At 61.9% G+C, this 17,788-nt stretch carries 12 protein-coding genes; 6 read left to right on the forward strand and 6 right to left on the reverse strand.

Annotated features, from left to right (window positions below):
* Nucleotides 1-265: 265 nt before the first annotated feature.
* On the reverse strand, nt 266-1,339 hold the full coding sequence (locus tag AC57B6_RS10865; RefSeq protein ID WP_496421310.1) for a purine-nucleoside phosphorylase: 1,074 nt from the start codon (nt 1,337-1,339) through the stop codon (nt 266-268).
* Between the two features lie 245 nt (nt 1,340-1,584).
* Between AC57B6_RS10865 and AC57B6_RS10870 the strand changes: the two genes are divergently transcribed.
* Nucleotides 1,585-2,565: an aldo/keto reductase gene (locus AC57B6_RS10870; protein WP_046572708.1), complete on the forward strand. Its 981-nt coding sequence runs from the start codon at nt 1,585-1,587 to the stop codon at nt 2,563-2,565.
* A 42-nt stretch (nt 2,566-2,607) separates the two neighbouring features.
* On the opposite strand, the gene AC57B6_RS10875 is transcribed toward AC57B6_RS10870, so the two are convergent.
* The 4 genes from AC57B6_RS10875 to AC57B6_RS10890 all read right to left on the reverse strand — a co-directional run bounded on the left by AC57B6_RS10875 (nt 2,608) and on the right by AC57B6_RS10890 (nt 10,483).
* A complete protein-coding gene (locus tag AC57B6_RS10875) occupies nt 2,608-3,513 on the reverse strand; it encodes a cation diffusion facilitator family transporter (protein WP_028200617.1) in 906 nt (301 codons plus the stop codon).
* Nucleotides 3,514-3,679: 166 nt separating this feature from the next.
* Nucleotides 3,680-8,521 (reverse strand): NAD-glutamate dehydrogenase, encoded by a 4,842-nt coding sequence (locus AC57B6_RS10880; RefSeq protein ID WP_178371011.1) that lies wholly within the window; start codon nt 8,519-8,521, stop codon nt 3,680-3,682.
* A gap of 154 nt (nt 8,522-8,675) precedes the next feature.
* On the reverse strand, nt 8,676-9,452 hold the full coding sequence (locus AC57B6_RS10885; protein WP_028200619.1) for an alpha/beta fold hydrolase: 777 nt from the start codon (nt 9,450-9,452) through the stop codon (nt 8,676-8,678).
* Nucleotides 9,449-10,483, reverse strand: coding sequence for a M14 family zinc carboxypeptidase (locus AC57B6_RS10890; protein ID WP_030100230.1), 1,035 nt, complete (start codon nt 10,481-10,483; stop codon nt 9,449-9,451). Before AC57B6_RS10890 ends, AC57B6_RS10885 begins: the two co-directional genes overlap by 4 nt.
* A 291-nt stretch (nt 10,484-10,774) precedes the next feature.
* Here AC57B6_RS10890 and phnC point away from each other — a divergent pair, with 291 nt between their 5' ends.
* The 4 genes from phnC to AC57B6_RS10910 all read left to right on the forward strand — a co-directional run bounded on the left by phnC (nt 10,775) and on the right by AC57B6_RS10910 (nt 14,630).
* The gene (gene phnC / locus AC57B6_RS10895; protein ID WP_144196008.1) at nt 10,775-11,692 is read left to right on the forward strand and encodes a phosphonate ABC transporter ATP-binding protein; all 918 of its coding nucleotides are present in this window, start codon (nt 10,775-10,777) and stop codon (nt 11,690-11,692) included.
* Between the two features lie 43 nt (nt 11,693-11,735).
* Nucleotides 11,736-12,740 carry a phosphonate ABC transporter substrate-binding protein gene (phnD, locus tag AC57B6_RS10900; protein ID WP_030100228.1) on the forward strand — a complete coding sequence of 335 codons (1,005 nt, stop codon included), beginning with the start codon at nt 11,736-11,738 and terminating at the stop codon, nt 12,738-12,740.
* The gene (gene phnE, locus AC57B6_RS10905) at nt 12,737-13,579 is read left to right on the forward strand and encodes a phosphonate ABC transporter, permease protein PhnE (protein WP_030100227.1); all 843 of its coding nucleotides are present in this window, start codon (nt 12,737-12,739) and stop codon (nt 13,577-13,579) included. The genes phnD and phnE overlap by 4 nt, the downstream gene beginning before the upstream one ends.
* A 214-nt stretch (nt 13,580-13,793) precedes the next feature.
* Entirely contained in the window at nt 13,794-14,630 is an 837-nt protein-coding gene (locus AC57B6_RS10910; protein ID WP_028200624.1) for an EamA family transporter, read from the forward strand.
* A gap of 19 nt (nt 14,631-14,649) precedes the next feature.
* Here the strand turns inward: AC57B6_RS10910 and pdxR are convergent, their stop codons facing one another.
* The gene (gene pdxR, locus AC57B6_RS10915) at nt 14,650-16,167 is read right to left on the reverse strand and encodes a MocR-like pyridoxine biosynthesis transcription factor PdxR (RefSeq protein ID WP_106352389.1); all 1,518 of its coding nucleotides are present in this window, start codon (nt 16,165-16,167) and stop codon (nt 14,650-14,652) included.
* Nucleotides 16,168-16,290: 123 nt separating this feature from the next.
* Between pdxR and AC57B6_RS10920 the strand changes: the two genes are divergently transcribed.
* The gene (locus tag AC57B6_RS10920; protein ID WP_028200626.1) at nt 16,291-17,574 is read left to right on the forward strand and encodes a 4-aminobutyrate--2-oxoglutarate transaminase; all 1,284 of its coding nucleotides are present in this window, start codon (nt 16,291-16,293) and stop codon (nt 17,572-17,574) included.
* Nucleotides 17,575-17,788 lie beyond the last annotated feature (214 nt).

Raw genomic sequence — 17,788 nt, forward strand, 5'->3', positions numbered from 1 at the left:
GGCGGCATTCGACTGGTCCTCAGCCATGAACCAGTTCGCGATTCTGTTTGGAGAGCGTTTTACCAACGCACGCGGGTAACTCCGCTAACCGCCTCGCACACAAAAATGCGGACAGGTTCAGGTGCCGCCCCGCACAGGGGCAACGCTAATAGACCACTAACAATTCAAGGAAAGGCCAAAAGACCAACCCAAACAGACCACAAACAAAACAAGGAAAGGCCAAAAGCCCAGATCAACAACAAAAACCGCCGAGCAGGCCCAACCCTTACCTCTTAGGCACCCCTTCCCTCCACTCCCCCCAATGACTCACAATATCCTGCACAAGCGGACTCCCCGCCCTATACAAATTCTCAATAGCAATCGTAAAGCCCCCTTGCGCAGCATAGTTAAGCAGATTATCCGCACTGGTCTGCCCATCATATGGCCGATCAAAATCCGACCCGGCCCGCAGCACCGCAACGCGATTCAAATCCACCTTATGCACCGAGGCCGCGCGCTTAAGCGCCTCATACGTCGCGTTATCCTCCTGCTGCGTCGTGCAATAAACCCCCTTGCCGTCGGTCAGAATCCTGGTCCAGTCCCGCGCGCGCTGCCCAAGCAGCGTCCCTGACCACCAGGTGTCTCCAGCCAGCGTGTCGCATTGAATAACGGTAGGCGGCCGATTCGCCGGCGCATAAGAATACTTGGCTCGCGCTGCCTGCGCCTGAGCACTATCAGACAGCACCACACTGCGCGACAAAGCAAACGCCGTATCGGCCAGCTGGGTATTCAACTGGAACACCTCCGTCCGATAATCGAGCGGCGGCTTGGCCGTCGGACTTGTGGTATTGATCCCCAGATACCCGGTAGTCCAGCTCGGCGGAATCTCCCGCGCATCGAGCTCCCACTGGATGCCGAAATCCACAAGATACTTCGCCCACGCGGCAGACCCGACCGTGCCCTGCTGCGGATCGATCCCGGCAATCCCCGCGACCATGAAGTACGTATGCCGTAAATCGAAACGCGGCGAGAATGTCAACGCCATGATCGACGCGGCAGCGTTGCTATGCCCCATGCCAGTGGTCATGACACACACATCCTGCTTGTTGCAATGAACCGTCGGGTAATCCGGTGACAGGCCGTCGACCGTAATCTCACGCCACGGCCCGAGGCGGTCCAGCCATACCTGCCCCTCGGGTGCGAACATCGAAATGATCATCACCTTGACCGGCAGCCCACGTGAGCCGCCGTCGCCTTGCCAGTAGCCCGCGTTGTCGTCAGCACTAGCCGGGCCGGACGTGAAAGCGGCGCAAGCCGCAAGTGTCATTGCGCAGAACGCGCCAAGTGTGCGAGTCAGCATCGGGATCCTTCCTTTTCTTTTGATGCAAGTTGGGAGAGGGACTGCTTTCAAGCCGAAAGAAGTATAGATGCGAAGAAATTATTTTCCACTACGTGTTGGGGCAATTCATGCACCGCGCCTGAACTCCCGCCTACCCGCATGCCTGTGCGGCCCGTCGGCCACCCAGCGCGTCAACGCCGCCGTTCTTATAATGAAGTACCTTCAGCACGCATCGCGTTTGCGCGCTTCAACCCAGGAGCATCACGATGGACTATGTGAAACTCGGCCGTACCGGCCTCGATGTATCGCGTCTTTGTCTCGGTTGCATGAGCTACGGCGTGCCCGCTCGCGGTACGCACCCCTGGTCGCTCGATGATGAAGCGGCACGTCCTTTCATCAAGCAGGCACTCGATCACGGCATCAATTTCTTCGATACGGCCAACGTCTACTCGGACGGCACCAGCGAAGAAATCGTCGGCCGGGCGCTCAAGGACTTTGCAAGGCGCGACGAGATCGTACTGGCCACCAAGGTGAATAGCCGCATGCATCCGGGCCCGAACGGCGCCGGCCTGTCGCGCAAGGCAATCATGACCGAAATCGACAATAGCTTGCGACGCCTCGGTACGGATTACGTCGATCTGTATCAGATCCACCGCTGGGACTACGGCACACCGATCGAAGAAACCATGGAAGCACTGCACGACGTCGTGAAAGCCGGCAAGGCGCGCTATATCGGTGCATCGTCGATGTATGCATGGCAGTTCGCCAAGGCGCTGCATGTAGCCGAAAGCAATGGCTGGACGCGTTTCGTGACCATGCAGAACTACGTGAATCTGCTCTACCGCGAGGAAGAGCGCGAGATGCTGCCGCTGTGCGAAAGCGAAGGCATCGGTGTAATTCCGTGGAGCCCGCTGGCACGCGGACGCCTGACACGCGACTGGAACACCGAAAGCGCACGCTCGGAGACCGACGCGTTCGGCCGCACCTTATACGCGCAAACCGAAGACGCGGATCGCCGGGTCGTCGAGCGTGTCAGTGAGATTGCCAGGGAACGCGGGGTGCCGCGGGCGCAGGTGGCCCTCGCGTGGGTCTTGCAGAAGAAGCCGATCACCGCGCCGATCGTCGGCGCGACCAAGCTGCATCACCTGGACGACGCGGTCGCCGCGCTGTCGTTGAATCTGAGCGCGGACGAAATCCGCCGGCTGGAAGAACTGTATGTGCCGCACGCGGTGACCGGGTTTGAGTAAACGGTAAAGGGACCGGACGGGCATCGCGAGCGGGACAACGCATCAAACCCGCGGCACGTCCGGTTCAAAAAACACCCAGCGCACCTGTGGAAATGCCGCCTGCAGGTCCGCTTCGATCTCGTTGATCGCATCGACCATCGCGCGGCCGCTCGCATAGTCGATCATTTCAGCCTGCACGGCCACCACCACGTGACGGCCCCATTGCAGCGTAATCATATTGATGATGCTGCGAATCTCCGACCGGGCGCGCAGATGCGCCTCGATCGCGCCGCGCACTTCCGGACCCGCCGATTCGCCGACGATCATGGACTTCACTTCGCGCGCCACCAGCCACGCAATCACCATCAGCAAGACACCCACGCCGATGGAACCCAACGCGTCGTAGACAGGATTGCCGGTCACCATCGTCAGCAGCACCGCGACGAAGGCGATTGCAAGACCCGCTAGCGCGGCAATGTCCTCGCCGGCCACCACCAGCAGTTCGGACTCGCGCGTTTCGCGAAACCAGCGCCACAGGCTTTTGTCGGGATGCGTCTTGCGGATCTCCTTGATCGCTCCCCACAGCGAAAGCGTTTCGAGCACAACCGAAACCCCCAGCACGACAAGCGCCACATACGCGTACTGCAAAGGCTCCCGTGCGAACAGGCGATGCACGCCCTCGTACACCGAAAACGCGCCACCTACAAAGAACAGCAGCAACGCCACCAGCAGCGAATAGAAATTGATCTCGCGGCCGCCGCCCATAGGATGCAACGGGCTCGCGGGCCGGCGCGCCTGGCGCAGGCCGAATAGCAGCAGCAACTGGTTACCGCAGTCGGCGGTGGAGTGAATCGCTTCAGCGAACATCGAACCGGAAGCGGTGAAGGCAGCGGCAGCGAACTTGCAGATGGCGATGCCGAGATTGGCAGCTAGCGCATAAAAGATGGCTTTCGGCGATTCTTCTTTCATCGTCGTGGCGGGGTTCCGTGAGTTTGCAGAGCGCTTTCAGTGAGCAAGAGTTCGTATTATGGCCATGCCGGACGGCATGCGTCCAATCCCGACGCTGTCTCGCGCCGGGTATCGCGACGTATGCAGCACATCTGCCCTTGCTCGCCCTTGCTCCCGCTTCGTCCCGCTATGCTCTTTCGAGCGCCGCCATCTCGCGCACGATCACCAGCAGCATCGACAAGCTCGCGCCGCCCGTGGCCCGCAGATCGGCAAGCAGGCGCGCGTAACGCTCGAGTTGCGCAGCGCGCTTCTCGCGCCATGTCTGAACCAGGCCCTCGGGCGTCGACGCCTCGTCGGCATCGGCCAGCGCGCTCGTGGTCAGCGCGCGTTTCAGGCGTGCGAGCTCCGCCAGCGCCGTAGCACGCGCCAGCATGTCCCAGTGCGTGGGTGCCGGCAGTGCGGCCGCCCGCTCGCTGATCCAGCTATAGTTCAGCAACGTGCCGAGCGCGAAGTAGACGCCCGCCACGAGTTCGAGATCGCGCCCGCAGGTCGACGACACCTCGGCAATGTCGAGCAGCGCCGCCGAAATCTCACCACTGGCAATGCGCACCGCGAGGTCGCTATCGACACCGGCATCCACGAGCACGCGCTGCCGCTCGGACAGCGCTTCGAGATCGGCGGCCGGCAGCAGCGCGGGCCATTGCGGTGCGAGCCGTTGCGCCGCGTCGCGGCAACGTGCGAGCAAGCCAGCGACATCGCCATCGCTGACCGCGCCCGATTGCAGTTGCCGCAAGAACCACAACGCTGAACGTTCGACGAGCCGCGCCACTTCGACGAACATGCGCGCCTGCACGTCGTCGGCGACACGATTGTCGAGCGCGTCGATGCTGCGCCACACGTCGTCGAGATCGAACACATCGCGCGCCATGATGCAGGCTCGCACGATGTCGCCAGGCTTCGCATCGGTTTCTTCCATCAACCGATGCACGAACTCGCAGCCCACACGATTCACCAGCGCATTGGTCAGGTGGGTGGCGAGGATTTCACGCCGCAACGGGTGACGTTGCATTGGATCGCTAAAGCGTTGCCGCAACGGCTTCGGAAAGTACTCGACCAGCATGTCGCTGACGAGCGGGTCTTCCGGCATCGACGATTCGAGCAACGCGTCGTACAGCCACATCTTGCTATAGGCAAGCAGCACCGCGCGCTCCGGCGTGGTTAGCCCTTGTTTCGCGGCCTGGCGTTCAGTGACCTCTTCATCGGTCGGCAAGAACTCGATCACGCGATTCAGACGGCCCGCGCGTTCGAGATAACGCATCAGGCGCGCTTCGGCATCGAGCAACTCGACGCCATAACGGCCCGCGATCGAGAGCGCCTGAGTCTGGTAGTAGTTGTCCTGCAAGACAAGCAGCCCGACTTCATCGGTCATTTCCGCGAGCAGCGTATTGCGCTGCTTCCCGGTCATTTCGCCATCGGAGACGACGAGGCCCAGCAAAATCTTGATGTTGACCTCGTGGTCCGAACAGTCGACCCCGGCGGAGTTATCGATCGCGTCGGTATTGATGCGGCCGCCGCGTTGCGCAAACTCGATACGCCCCAATTGCGTAAGACCGAGATTGCCACCTTCGGCCACGACCTTGCACTGCAGATCGGCGCCGTTGACACGGATTGCATCATTGGCACGGTCGCCGACCTGCTGATGCGTTTCACGGGTCGCCTTCACATAGGTGCCTATGCCGCCGTTGTAGAGCAGATCGACAGGCGCCTGCAGAATCGCGCGCATCAATTCAGCGGGCGCAAGCGCCGGCGCGCTGATGCCAAGCGCCGACTGCACCGCCGCGGACAACGGAATCGTCTTGGCGGTGCGAGGAAACACGCCGCCGCCAGCCGAGATCAACGACGGATCGTAGTCGGCCCAACTCGAGCGGTCCATACCGAACAAACGCCCACGTTCGGCAAGGCTTACTGCGGGGTCGGGGTTCGGATCGAGAAAGATATGCCGATGATCGAACGCGGCCAGCAGTTTGATATGCGGCGACAGCAGCATGCCATTGCCGAATACATCGCCCGACATGTCGCCGATGCCGACCACGGTGAAATCCGTTGCCTGCGTATCGACGCCCATTTCCCGGAAGTGCCGCTTGACCGACTCCCACGCGCCGCGCGCCGTGATCGCCATTTTCTTGTGGTCGTAGCCGACGGAACCGCCGGACGCAAAAGCGTCGTCGAGCCAGAAACCGTACTCCTGCGAAATCGCGTTCGCGTAGTCGGAGAAGGTAGCGGTGCCCTTGTCGGCGGCAACCACCAGATACGGATCGTCAGGATCATGCCGCACCACATCGGGCGGCGGCACGATCGTCGTACCCGCGAGGTTGTCGGTCAGATCGAGCAAGCCGCGCAGGAAGGTCTGATAGCACGCGATGCCTTCACGCATCCACGCGTCGCGTTCGGTCTGCGGCGGCGGATTCTTCACGACGAAACCGCCCTTGGAACCGACCGGCACGATCACCACGTTCTTCACCATCTGCGCTTTCATCAACCCGAGCACTTCCGTGCGGAAGTCCTCACGCCGGTCCGACCAGCGCAGACCGCCGCGCGCGACACGGCCGCCGCGCAAATGCACGCCTTCTACTCGCGGCGAGTACACCCAGATTTCGAACATCGGTTTCGGTTCGGGCAAACCGGGGACATGCGCGGGATCGAATTTGAACGACAGATACGGTTTGGCATGGCCCTCAGCGTCGAAGCGATAGTAGTTCGTGCGCTGCGTCGCCTTGATGACGCCAAGGAATTGCCGCAGTATCCGGTCCTCGTCGAGATTCGGCACCTGATCGAGCGCACTGTCGATCCGCTTCAGCAAACCGTCGACGCGAACGTCACGCGTATCGCCGAGTACCGGATCGAAGCGCGCAATGAACAACTCCACCAGCATGCGGGCAATCGCCGGATTGCCGGTGACCGCGCGTTCGATGTACGCGTCGCTGAATGTCGAGCCCACCTGCCTCAAGTACTTGGCATAGGCACGCAGAATCGTCACCTCGCGCGCACTCAATTGCGCGCGCAGCACGAGGCGGTTGAAATCGTCGCTTTCGATTGCGCCGGTCCACACCTGTTCGAATGCGTCTTCGAACAGATCCTTCACGCGTTCGATATCGAACTCCGCGTCGTCCGCGAGTTCGAGGCCGAAGTCGTGAATCCACGCAGGCGTGGCGTCGATAGCTTCGATCAGATAGGGCCGCTCTTCATCGACACGTACGCCGAGATGTTCGAGCATCGGCAAGCTGCGCGACAACGCAATCGGCAAGCCCGCCCGATAGACCTTGAAACGAAACGCCCGCGGCCCGGCCTCTATAGGACGGTACAGGTTCATGGCGAGCCGTTCGCTGCCCTGCACACGCTCGATCAACTCGATATCGCGCACCGCCGTGCGGGCCGGATAATCGTCGCGATAGCCAGCGGGAAACGAATCCGCATAGTGTTGCAGAAGACGATTACCCTGCTCTTCGCCGAATGCGTCGAGCAATGCATCGGCGAGATCGTCCTGCCAGCGGCGCGTGACCTGCACGAGCCGCGCTTCGAGTTCGCGCGTATCGACTTGAGGCATGCCGCCGGGTTTGGCGTGCACCACGAAATGAATCCGCGCCAGGGTGGACTCCGATAACAGCGGCGTGAACTCGACGCTTTCGCCGTTGAATGCGGCGACAAGCAGGTTCGCGATACGCTGGCGCAGGTCCGTGTTGTATTTATCGCGCGGCACGAACACCAGGCACGACACGAAGCGGTCAAAACGATCCCGCCGTATGAACAGACGCGTGCGCTGATGCTCCTGCAACCGCAGCACACCCAGCGCGATATCGTAAAGCTGGTCTTCGTCGGCCTGGAAGAGTTCGTCGCGCGGATAGGTTTCGAGCACCGTCACGAGCGATTTGGCCAGGTGGCCCTTCGGCAGGAAGCCGGCCCGCCGCACGATGTTCGCGCATTTACGCCGCACGATTGGAATTTCCGAGGCCGACACCAGGTAGGCGGTAGAGGTGTACAGGCCGATGAACCGCCGCTCGCCGATCGTCTTGCCGTCCGCCCCCGTCAGCTTGATGCCCACATAATCCAGATAGCCCGGCCGATGCACAGTTGCGCGTGAATTGGCCTTGGTGAGGAAAATGGGCGACGAGCCGGAGATGATATCGGCGGCGGCCGGCGGCAACGGTGTGACTTCGGCGGCACCCGCCGGGCGCAGTTCATCGCGCAGAATGCCGAGGCCGGAGCCGGGCACCGCGCGCAGGCCAAAGCCGTCGCCATGCTGCACGAGTTCATAGTCGCGCTGGCCGAGAAACGTGAAATGGTCGGCCACCATCCATTCGAGGAATGCACGAGCTTCGACCCCTTCGGGTCCTGCTTCGCCGGCCTTCATGCCTTTGACGGTGACGCGCGCGAGTTCGACGATCTTCGGCCAGTCTTCCACTGCGGCACGCACGTCGCGCAACACTCGGGCGATTTCGTCACGCAATGCGTCGAGCTTCGCTGCGTCGCCGCAACGGTCGACTTCGAAGTGAATGAACGAGGCAAGCTGCGAGCGCGTGTCGGTGGCGTCTTCGGCACCCTGGCTGACTCGCACGATGCTGCCGTCCGGACCACGCCAGATGCGAAAGACCGGATGCACGACTGAATGCAACGCAAGCCCGAGACGGTTCACCGCCATCGATACCGAATCGACCAGAAACGGCATGTCGTCGTTGACGATCTCGATCACCGTGTGATCGGAATGCCAGCCGTGTTGTTCGAGTATCGGGTTGTAGACGCGCAGCCGTTCGCTGCCAGGCACGAAGCGCTGCGCGGTTTGCCAGTGTGCGAGCGCCGCTCCGTACAGATCGGCGATTGCGCGGCTCTGCAGATCGTCGGCGTCGACGAAATCGTAGTAGTGCCGCAAGAAAGGTTCGACGATTTTGAAGGCCGGCTCGGGCAAGCGCCCACGCGCAAATTCGAAGACATCGTTCAGCAGGTGCGTGACGGCTTCTTCATTCTTTGCTTGCATGATCAACTCCCCTGGCGGGCGGCAATAGCGCGTATCGCTCGATTCGCATGCATCGTCTGAAGAGGGATTATGCGCCTGCCGCCCCGAAAAGCGATGCATGAGCGCACTTAGGTTATACCCGTTGCCGTTATGCGTCGCGCTTCAGCGCTTCTGCCTAAAGCACGGCCTGCGATTCCCCGGCCTCCTGCTTCAGCCATGCCTCGACCTGTTCGCTGGTCCACGCCGGGTCGTCGTGCGGCAGGTCGTGGCCGGCCCACTGATGCTCGCGATGCGTTGCGCCCCAGGCCGCCGCAAGCTTCGCCGAACAGACCGGGTTGACCAGTTTGTCGGCGCGTGAAGAGAGAATCAGCAACGGGCAACGCGGCTTCGTTGCCGCCGCGCGAAAGCGCGCAGCCGCCCATAGCTGCCGTAGCGCGTTGCCCCGCAGCACTGGCGCGCTCCGGCGAATTTCGCTCCACGCTTCGAGATCCGCGCCCAACGTTTCGACGTTATTGCACGTGAGCCGATGGATGCCGCTTTCCGCGCGCGGCGCATCGAGCCAGTGAGCGGCCACGCCCACGAGGCCCGGCCACGCGGACGGACGCAGGCGTTCGTGCACGCGGCTGAACGGCCGCATGCTGGTGTTGATCAGCACGAGCCTCTCGATTTCGGCGGGATAGCGCTGCGCCCAATCGGTCGCCACCATGCCGCCAAGCGACATCGCCAGTACGCGATAAGGGCCTGGCGCCCCGGTTTGCAGCGCAGCAATCCGCACGAAGCCCACCATCTCTTCCACGCGAGCCGGTGCGGGCAAATGGTTGAGCTCGCCGTTGCCCGGCAGATCGAGCAACAAAAGGCGATCCGTGCCGGTCGCTTCGCGTAGCACGCTGGGCAATCGACCCCAGTGGCGGGTTTCGCGCGTCAATCCGCGCAACAGAATCCAAGTGCTCATAACACTGCCGGTTTGGACCAATGCTCAGTCGCGCTTTGCAGCAATTGCTCGCGACGCTTGCCTTGCGGCAGCCAGCGTTGCGACGAGAACGCCGCACGCGCGAGGAAATCGAGCAGATTCGCATGACGCCGCAGCACGCGCGCGGTGCGATGCGCCTTCACCGGATTGAACATGCCCTGGCGCGAAAACAGTTGGCGGGGATTCTTCTTGATCCACAACCACGAACCGAGTTCGAGCGTCATCGGCAGGAAGATGTTCGGCGCCGGCGCGCGGTCGTACGCGAAATCCCACAGGTCGCCGTGCAGCAGGTACTGGTGGCTCTGCGGTTCGAACGCGTAGCCATGATGCGGATGCGCGCGTTCGAACATGGTTTTGAGCATGTACATTTCCGGCAGATGCGCCATCAGCTTGCGCGTGCGCGCGTAAGGAAACCATATGCTATCGCGCCAGCCGTAACCCGAGTGGCAGTCGAGCGCAATGCTCAGGGGCCGCGCGGCCATTTCGGTTTCGACCACCTGCAGCAGCGCAGCCGCCTCCGGCTCCATGGGCTCGCCCGGCCGGCCGCGATACCAGGGTAGCCACGCGCCCACCCGCTGGCCGCCCGCGAGCAGCGGCACGCGTTCGTCGGCATTCTGCGGGGCATTGCGCATCAGATCGACGCCATTGGGATTGGCCCGCGTGGCAGCCCACATGCCGCCCGGATTGACGATCGGCATAAAGATCAGACGAATCGACTGCAATTGCCGCACCAGCAGTTCGTCCCATTCCAGCCGGGCGAGCAGCGCGCGCATGTAGTCGAGCACGAGTTGCGAGCCGATCCGTTCAAGCCCGTGAATGCCGCCAAAAAACCCGATTGCGGGCGCGAGTGGATCCGTCGAGCCGATACTCGCGGTGTGCACCGCGAATTGCCGCCCCCGCACCGTGGTGTCGCAGACTGTGCGAATCTCGAAGCTGGCGCTGCCCTGGTCGAGGATCGTCTTGAGATCTTCGTACTCCGCAAAACTGTCGGGAAGAAAGCTCAAAGGCTGCATGACGACATCGAAAGGAACTGCAAGGTTATTGGGGACGGCACACTCAATGACGCAATATAGCCTGGCCGCACACGGTCATGCGAAACCGATGCCGCACATCGTAGATCGTGTCACACGGGTGTCATTTTCTATTCGAACGAATGACATCCTGCTGCCTTTTCGGCGACTCAAAAAAGACACATGAAGATATAGTCGTCTAGACGTTGCGATGCCTTCACTCAACCGTCACAGACGCTTCCTAGAATGAGCCCCACACATGCCGGCAATAGCCGGATGCATCAAGGGGTACTTATGGAAACAATTCGGGAAGCAATCCGTATCGAACGCCTGAGCAAGACGTTCAGCAATGGCCGCAAGGCCCTGGACGAAATCGATCTGCGTGTCGAACCGGGCGAAATGGTTGCCTTGATCGGCGCCTCGGGTTCGGGCAAGTCGACGCTGCTCCGGCACATCGCGGGCTTCACGGCTTCGGATGCACAGCCGTCGCAGATCGCGATTCTCGGCCGACCGATCCAGCAGAACGGCCGCATCGTCCGGGAAGTGCGCAGTATTCGCCGCGATATCGGCTTTGTGTTCCAGCAGTTCAATCTGGTGAACCGGCTTTCGGTGGAGCGCAACGTCCTGATCGGCGCGCTCGCGCGACTGCCTTTGTGGCGCCGTCTCAGCGGGCGCTTCCCGGCCGCGGAACAGGCGCTTTCGATGGCCGCGCTCAATGAAGTCGGCATCGGCGACCATGCGCACGAACGCGCCGCCAATCTCTCCGGCGGCCAGCAGCAACGCGCCGCCCTCGCGCGAGCGCTGGTGCAACGCGCACGCATCGTGCTCGCCGACGAACCGATCGCTTCGCTCGACCCCGAATCGTCGCGCCGCGTGATGGAAATGCTGCGCACGCTCAACGTCGAGCATCAGTTGACGGTGCTGGTGTCGCTGCATCAGGTCGACATCGCCATGCAGTTTTGCCCGCGCACGGTTGCGCTGCGTCGCGGCAAGGTGGTCTACGACGGCCCCTCCTCGTCGCTGAGCCCTGCCCTGCTGAAGAAACTCTATGGCGACGACGCCCGCGAACTGCTCGACGAGGCCGCGGCCGACAGCATGGCCCATCAGGCGGACAACGCCGTCAGCGGGAGCGACGCCAGCGCTCCGGCGAGCGACGCCGCCCCCAACTCGACACGCTATGCGTTCGCCCTCAATCCGGTGCACTCGAACTGAGCGCACCGACTCATTCTGTTCACTCAACCGGACTTCAAAAGCGATGAAATTTCTGCGTTCGTTAGGTTCATTACGTTCACTTCGTTCATTAGTCACGCTGACTGTCGGCGCGGCCGCATTCGCCGGCGCCGCCACCGCACACGCGGAAGACATCAACCTCGGCATCATTTCGACCGACTCCTCCTCGGTGCTGAAACAGCGCTGGGAACCGCTGATCGAGGACATGAACAAGCAAACCGGCCTGAATGTCAAAGCGTTCTTCGCGACCGACTACGCCGGCATCATTGAAGGCATGCGCTTCAACAAGGTACAGGTCGGCTATTTCGGCAATGCATCGGCGATCGAGGCGGTGGATCGTTCGCAAGGCGAAGTATTCGCGAAGGTGCTGTATGCGAACGGCCAGCTCGGCTACAAGTCGGTGCTCATCACCAACGTCAACAGCCGCTTCAAGACGCTGGACGATGTGTTCAAGGACACGAAGGACGTCACGCTCGGTTTCGGCGATCCGAACTCCACTTCGGGCACGCTGATCCCCGGTTATTACCTGTTCGCCAAGCGCAACATATCGGTCAATACGGCATTCAAGGCGGTGCTGCCGTCGAGTCATGAGGCGAACCTGCTGGCCGTGGTGAACAACAAGATCGACGTCGCGACGAATAACACCGAGATGCTCGATACGCTCAAGCAACAACATCCGGACAAGTTCGCGCAAGTACGCGTGCTGTGGACTTCGCCGCTGATTCCGTCGGACCCGCTAGTTTGGCGCAAGGATCTGCCGCAAGCCACCAAGGACAAGATCCGCAACTTCTTCCTGAACTACGGCAAGACCGATCCGCACGAGAAACAGGTTATGGCCTCGATTACCGGTTACGCCGGTTTCGCGGCATCGTCGGATGCGCAGTTGCTGCCGATCCGCCAGGTCGCGTTGTACCGCCAGAAGCAGAAGATCGAGAGCGACACCCATCTTTCCGATGACGACCGCAAGACGCAGTTGGCCGACATCGACGCGAAGATGAGCGCACTCAATAGCGCCGTATCGAAGCAATGAACACGGTTGATCTGATCACGTCGCCCACGCGCGCGAGCGAAGCGCTCGCCGCGCAGGCGGCACGGCACCCCGCGCCTGCCGCGGGCAAGCGCAGCTGGTTGTCGCTCGTAGGCTGGATCGCCGTGCTTGCCGTACTGGGTGGCGCGTGGCACGGCGCCGACATGCGTCCGCTCGATCTGTTTTCCGACTCCGGCAATATGGGTCAGTTCGCCAAGGACTTCTTCCCGCCGGACTTCACCGAATGGCGCAGCTATTTGCACGAGATGTACGTGACGCTCTCCGTTGCCGTGTGGGGCACCGTGCTCTCGCTGGTGTGCGCCGTGCCGTGCGGCCTGATGTCCGCGCACAACATGGCGCCCATGTGGGTCGTACAACCGATGCGCCGCATGATGGACGCCTGCCGCGCGATCAATGAAATGGTCTTCGCGATGCTGTTCATCGTCGCCGTGGGACTCGGTCCGTTCGCCGGCGTGCTGGCGTTATGGGTGCACACCACCGGCGTGCTCGCCAAGCTCTTTGCCGAAGCGGTCGAGGCTATCGATCCGCGTCCCGCCGAAGGCGTGCGCGCGACCGGCGCCACCAGTCTCGACGAAATCATTTACGGCGTGCTGCCGCAAGTGTTGCCGTTGTGGATCTCGTATGCGTTATATCGCTTCGAATCGAACGTGCGCTCGGCGATGGTGGTCGGCATGGTCGGCGCGGGTGGGATCGGCGTGGTGCTGTATGAGGCGATCCGTTCGTTCAATTACGCGCAGACGGCAGCGGTGATGATCATGGTGATTGTCGTCGTGACGGTGATCGACATGGCATCCGCGTGGCTGCGAGAACGCGTGATCTGACCGTTGCGCGATTTCCGCGTGCCGGAGCCCCGGTGTGCAGGCATTACGCCTGCGCCCGGGTCGAGCAGCGGCTGACTGTCACCACAAAATGCCGCTCACTGCCACATAAAGCCCCTTCAATTTAGTCGCCCACCCCTCCATTCCGGCGTTCTGCTGGAATAATCACCTGCTTGCGGCCGGCTTTCGGCCTTTTTACTCTTCTTCCTGGCCTCCGATGGACACCCTAGTCGTTTCGCTGGTGCTGCTTTCCGCGCTGCTTCACGCCACCTGGAACGCGTTTCTGCATCTCTCCGAAGACCGTGTATGGCTGCTCGGCATGATGGCGATTCCGTATATCGCGGTCAGCGCGGTCGGCGTGGTCGTGCTGCCTATGCCCGATCCGGCGGCCTGGCCTTATATCTTCGCGTCCGTGGTACTCGAATTCGGCTACCTGCTGGCACTGATCCGAGCCTACAAGAGCGGCGACTTCGGGCAAATCTATCCGATTGCGCGAGGTCTTTCGCCGATGCTCGTGTTCGTCGGCGCGCTGGTGTTCGCGCACGAGGCACTCAAACCGCTGGCCGCAATCGGCGTGGCGCTCGTGTCGCTCGGCATCGTCTCGCTGGCATTTCGGCGAGGCATGCGGTTTTCCGGCGAAAGCGTGCCGTTCGCGCTGCTGACCGGTTTCTTCATCGCGGCGTATTCGGTCGTCGACGGAATTGGCGCACGCGTGGCGGGCAACGGCCTGAGCTACATCATGTGGGTGTATCTGATCTGGAATATCCCGCAGTTTCTGCTCGCCTGGCATTGGCGCGGCGGCGCCAAGGGGCTGTTCATCGGCCGCACGGTGGTGCTCAAAGGCATCGCATCCGGCGTGCTCGCGCTCACCGCCTATTGCCTGATCATCGAGGCATACCGCTACCTGCCGATCGCGATGGTGTCCGCGCTGCGTGAGCTGAGTTCGATCTTCGCGGTGCTGATCGGCTGGCTGTTCATGCGCGAAAAGCTGACCACTCGGCGTATCGTGGCATGCGCGCTGGTAACGCTGGGGGCGGTGCTGATACGGATTTGACGCGCACCGTGATGCGCCCTCACGCGAATTGCACCAGAGTCGCGTCGATCGCATCCGCGAGCGTATTGAAGGCAGGCGCGATCTCCTCGTCGGGCACGCATGCATAGCCGATCAGCAAGCCCGACGGCGCCAGCGACGGTTGCGCGTAATACCCCGACAATGGCCGCACGACGATATTGCGCTCCAGCGCGGCGGCGGCCACCGCACGGTCGTCGCTGCCTGCCGGCAATTGCATTACCAGATGCAGACCGGCATCGCCGCCCACGGCCGGCAGCGCATCGCCATAACGGTGGGCAGCGGCGTCCAGCAGGGTCTGGCGACGCTGCCCGTAAAGCGTGCGCATCTTGCGGATATGCGACGTGAAATGCCCTTCCGCGATGAATTCCGCCAGCATCGCCTGCTGCAGCAACTGTCCTTCGCGATATAACTCCGCGCTCGCGGTCGCAAAGCTCTCGGCCAGCGCTTCGGGCACGACCAGGTAGCCGATGCGCAGGCCCGGAAACAGCGTCTTGCCGAAGCTGCCCACGTAAATCACCTGTCCGGACCTGTCCAGACCTTGCAGCGACGCCAGTGGCCGACTGCCGTAGCGGTATTCGCTGTCGTAGTCGTCCTCGATGATCCAGCACTGGTTCTGCCGCGCGTATTCGAGCAGCATGCGGCGCCGCGCGAGGCTCATCACCATGCCGAGCGGATATTGATGCGATGGCGTGACGAGCATCAGCTTCGGCGGCTGGGCGAGATCGTCGGCGGACGGATTGATGCCCTCTTCGTCGACGGCGATCGGCCGCGATTGCAGGCCGGACACGTGCAGCACGCTGCGCACGCCCCAGTAGCACGGGTCTTCGGTCCAGATCAGGTCGCCCGGATCGGACAGCAGACGCACGGCGAGGTCGACCGACTGGTGAATCCCGGTCGTGATGATGATCTGCTCGGGCGTACAGCGCACCGAACGCGACGTCCGCAGATAGTCCGCCAGCGCGTGCCGCAGCGAGGCGAGGCCGCCGCCCGGCGCGTAGGTCAGCAAGTCCGGGCGCAGCCGGCGCCAATACTTGTTATGCAAACGGCTCCACACGCGGGCCGGAAACTTCGTGACATCCGGCACCCCCGGCATAAACGCGCCCCATTGCCGCTTCGAAACGCCGGCCCCCGCAATGAGCCGCGCGCCGCGTGCCGACAACGCGCGCTTGCCCTGCAACGACGGGGGCGGCGGCAATGATTCGGGCGGCGTGCCCGGCGCGTCGGCGTCGGCTGCGCCGACGATCTCGTCCGGCGCGCTATCGGCGACGAAGGTGCCACGGCCGGTTGCCGAACTGACATAGCCTTCGAGCACCAGTTGCTCGTACACCTGCGTAACCGTATTGCGGCCGATGCCCAATTCCTGCGCCAGGAGACGCGACGACGGCACCTTGCTGCCCGCCGGCAATTCGCGCGACAGGATCGCCTGCTGCAACAGCCGGTGCAACTGACGATAGATCGGCTGGCCATTGCCACGATCGAGGCGCTGCGCCAGCCAGTCAGACAAAACGCTCGCGCGCATGATTGGCTCCTACTTTTTTATTGAAATGGCTCTGAAATTAAGAGCCAAATCTCATTATAGTCGCTGCATGTGCTGCGTTGAGCCCGCAGTCCCCTGCAAAATCGAGGAGCGAAGGAGATAACCATGAAGAATGCTGACCTGAAGAGCCGTAAGGACGCCGCCACGCCGCGCGGCGTCGGGGTGATGTGCGATTTCTACGCTGAGCGCGCGGAAAACGCCGAGTTGTGGGACGTCGAGGGGCGCCGTTTCATCGATTTCGCCGCGGGTATTGCCGTGTGCAACACGGGCCATCGTCACCCGAAGATTCTGGCGGCGATCCGCGACCAGCTTGATCATTTCACGCATACCGCGTATCAGATCGTGCCTTACGCGTCGTACGTCGAACTGGCTGAGAAGATCAACGCGCGTGCGCCGGGCGACTATCCGAAGAAGACCGCCTTCTTCACGACGGGTGCTGAAGCGGTTGAAAACGCGATCAAGATTGCGCGTGCCGCGACGGGCCGTCCGGGCGTGATCGCCTTCACGGGTGGTTTCCACGGGCGCACGATGATGGGCATGGCGCTGACCGGCAAGGTCGCGCCGTACAAGATCGGCTTTGGGCCGTTCCCGGCGGACGTGTTCCATGCTCCGTTCCCGAATCCTCTGCATGGCGTGACGACGGCTGATTCGCTGAAGGCGATCGAGTTTCTGTTCAAGGCCGACATTGATCCGAAGCGCGTCGCGGCGATCATTTTCGAACCGGTGCAGGGCGAAGGCGGTTTTTACCCGGCGCCGGCCGAGTTCGTGCGCGCGTTGCGCAAGCTGTGCAATGAGCATGGCATTTTGCTGATCGCCGACGAAGTGCAGACGGGTTTTGCCCGTACTGGCAAGTTGTTTGCCATGCATCACTACGACGTGGTGCCTGACCTGATGACGGTGGCCAAGAGTCTGGCAGGCGGCATGCCGTTGTCGGGGGTGGTTGGTCGTGCCGATCTGATGGATGCGGCGGCGCCTGGCGGTCTGGGTGGCACCTATGCGGGCAACCCGCTGGCGATTGCGTCCGCGCATGCTGTGCTCGATATCATCGATGAAGAGAAGCTCTGCGAGCGGGCTACCGTTTTGGGTGATCGCGTCAAGGCGAAGCTGATCGCGCTGCAGAGCGAAGTTCCGCAGATCGCCGATGTGCGTGGACCGGGTGGGATGGTTGCTGTTGAATTCTGCAAGGCCGGTGGGACTGAGCCGGATGCTGAGTTCACCAAGCGGGTGCAGGCGCTGGCGCTTGAGCGTGGGTTGCTGTTGCTGGTTTGTGGTGTTTATTCGAACGTGGTTCGGTTCCTGTTCCCGCTTACGATTCAGGATTCTGTTTTTGATGAGGCTATGGGGATTCTGGAAGCGGTGCTTAAGGAGAATGTTGCTGTAGCTGTCTGATCAGGGTTGGGGCCTGATCGGCGGTTTTTTTGTTGATCTGGCTTTTTTGTTGATCTGGATTTTTGGCCTTTTCTTGCTTTGTTCGTGGTCTGGTCTGGTGTTGGTCTTTTGGCCTTTCCTTGAATTGTTAGTGGTCTATTAGCGTTGCCCCTGTGCGGGGCGGCACCTACTTTTCTTTGCCTGCCGCAAAGAAAAGTAGGCAAAAGAAAGCGGC

It is taken from the genome of Paraburkholderia sp. BGA-UO-ETr-F12 (assembly GCF_059567945.1).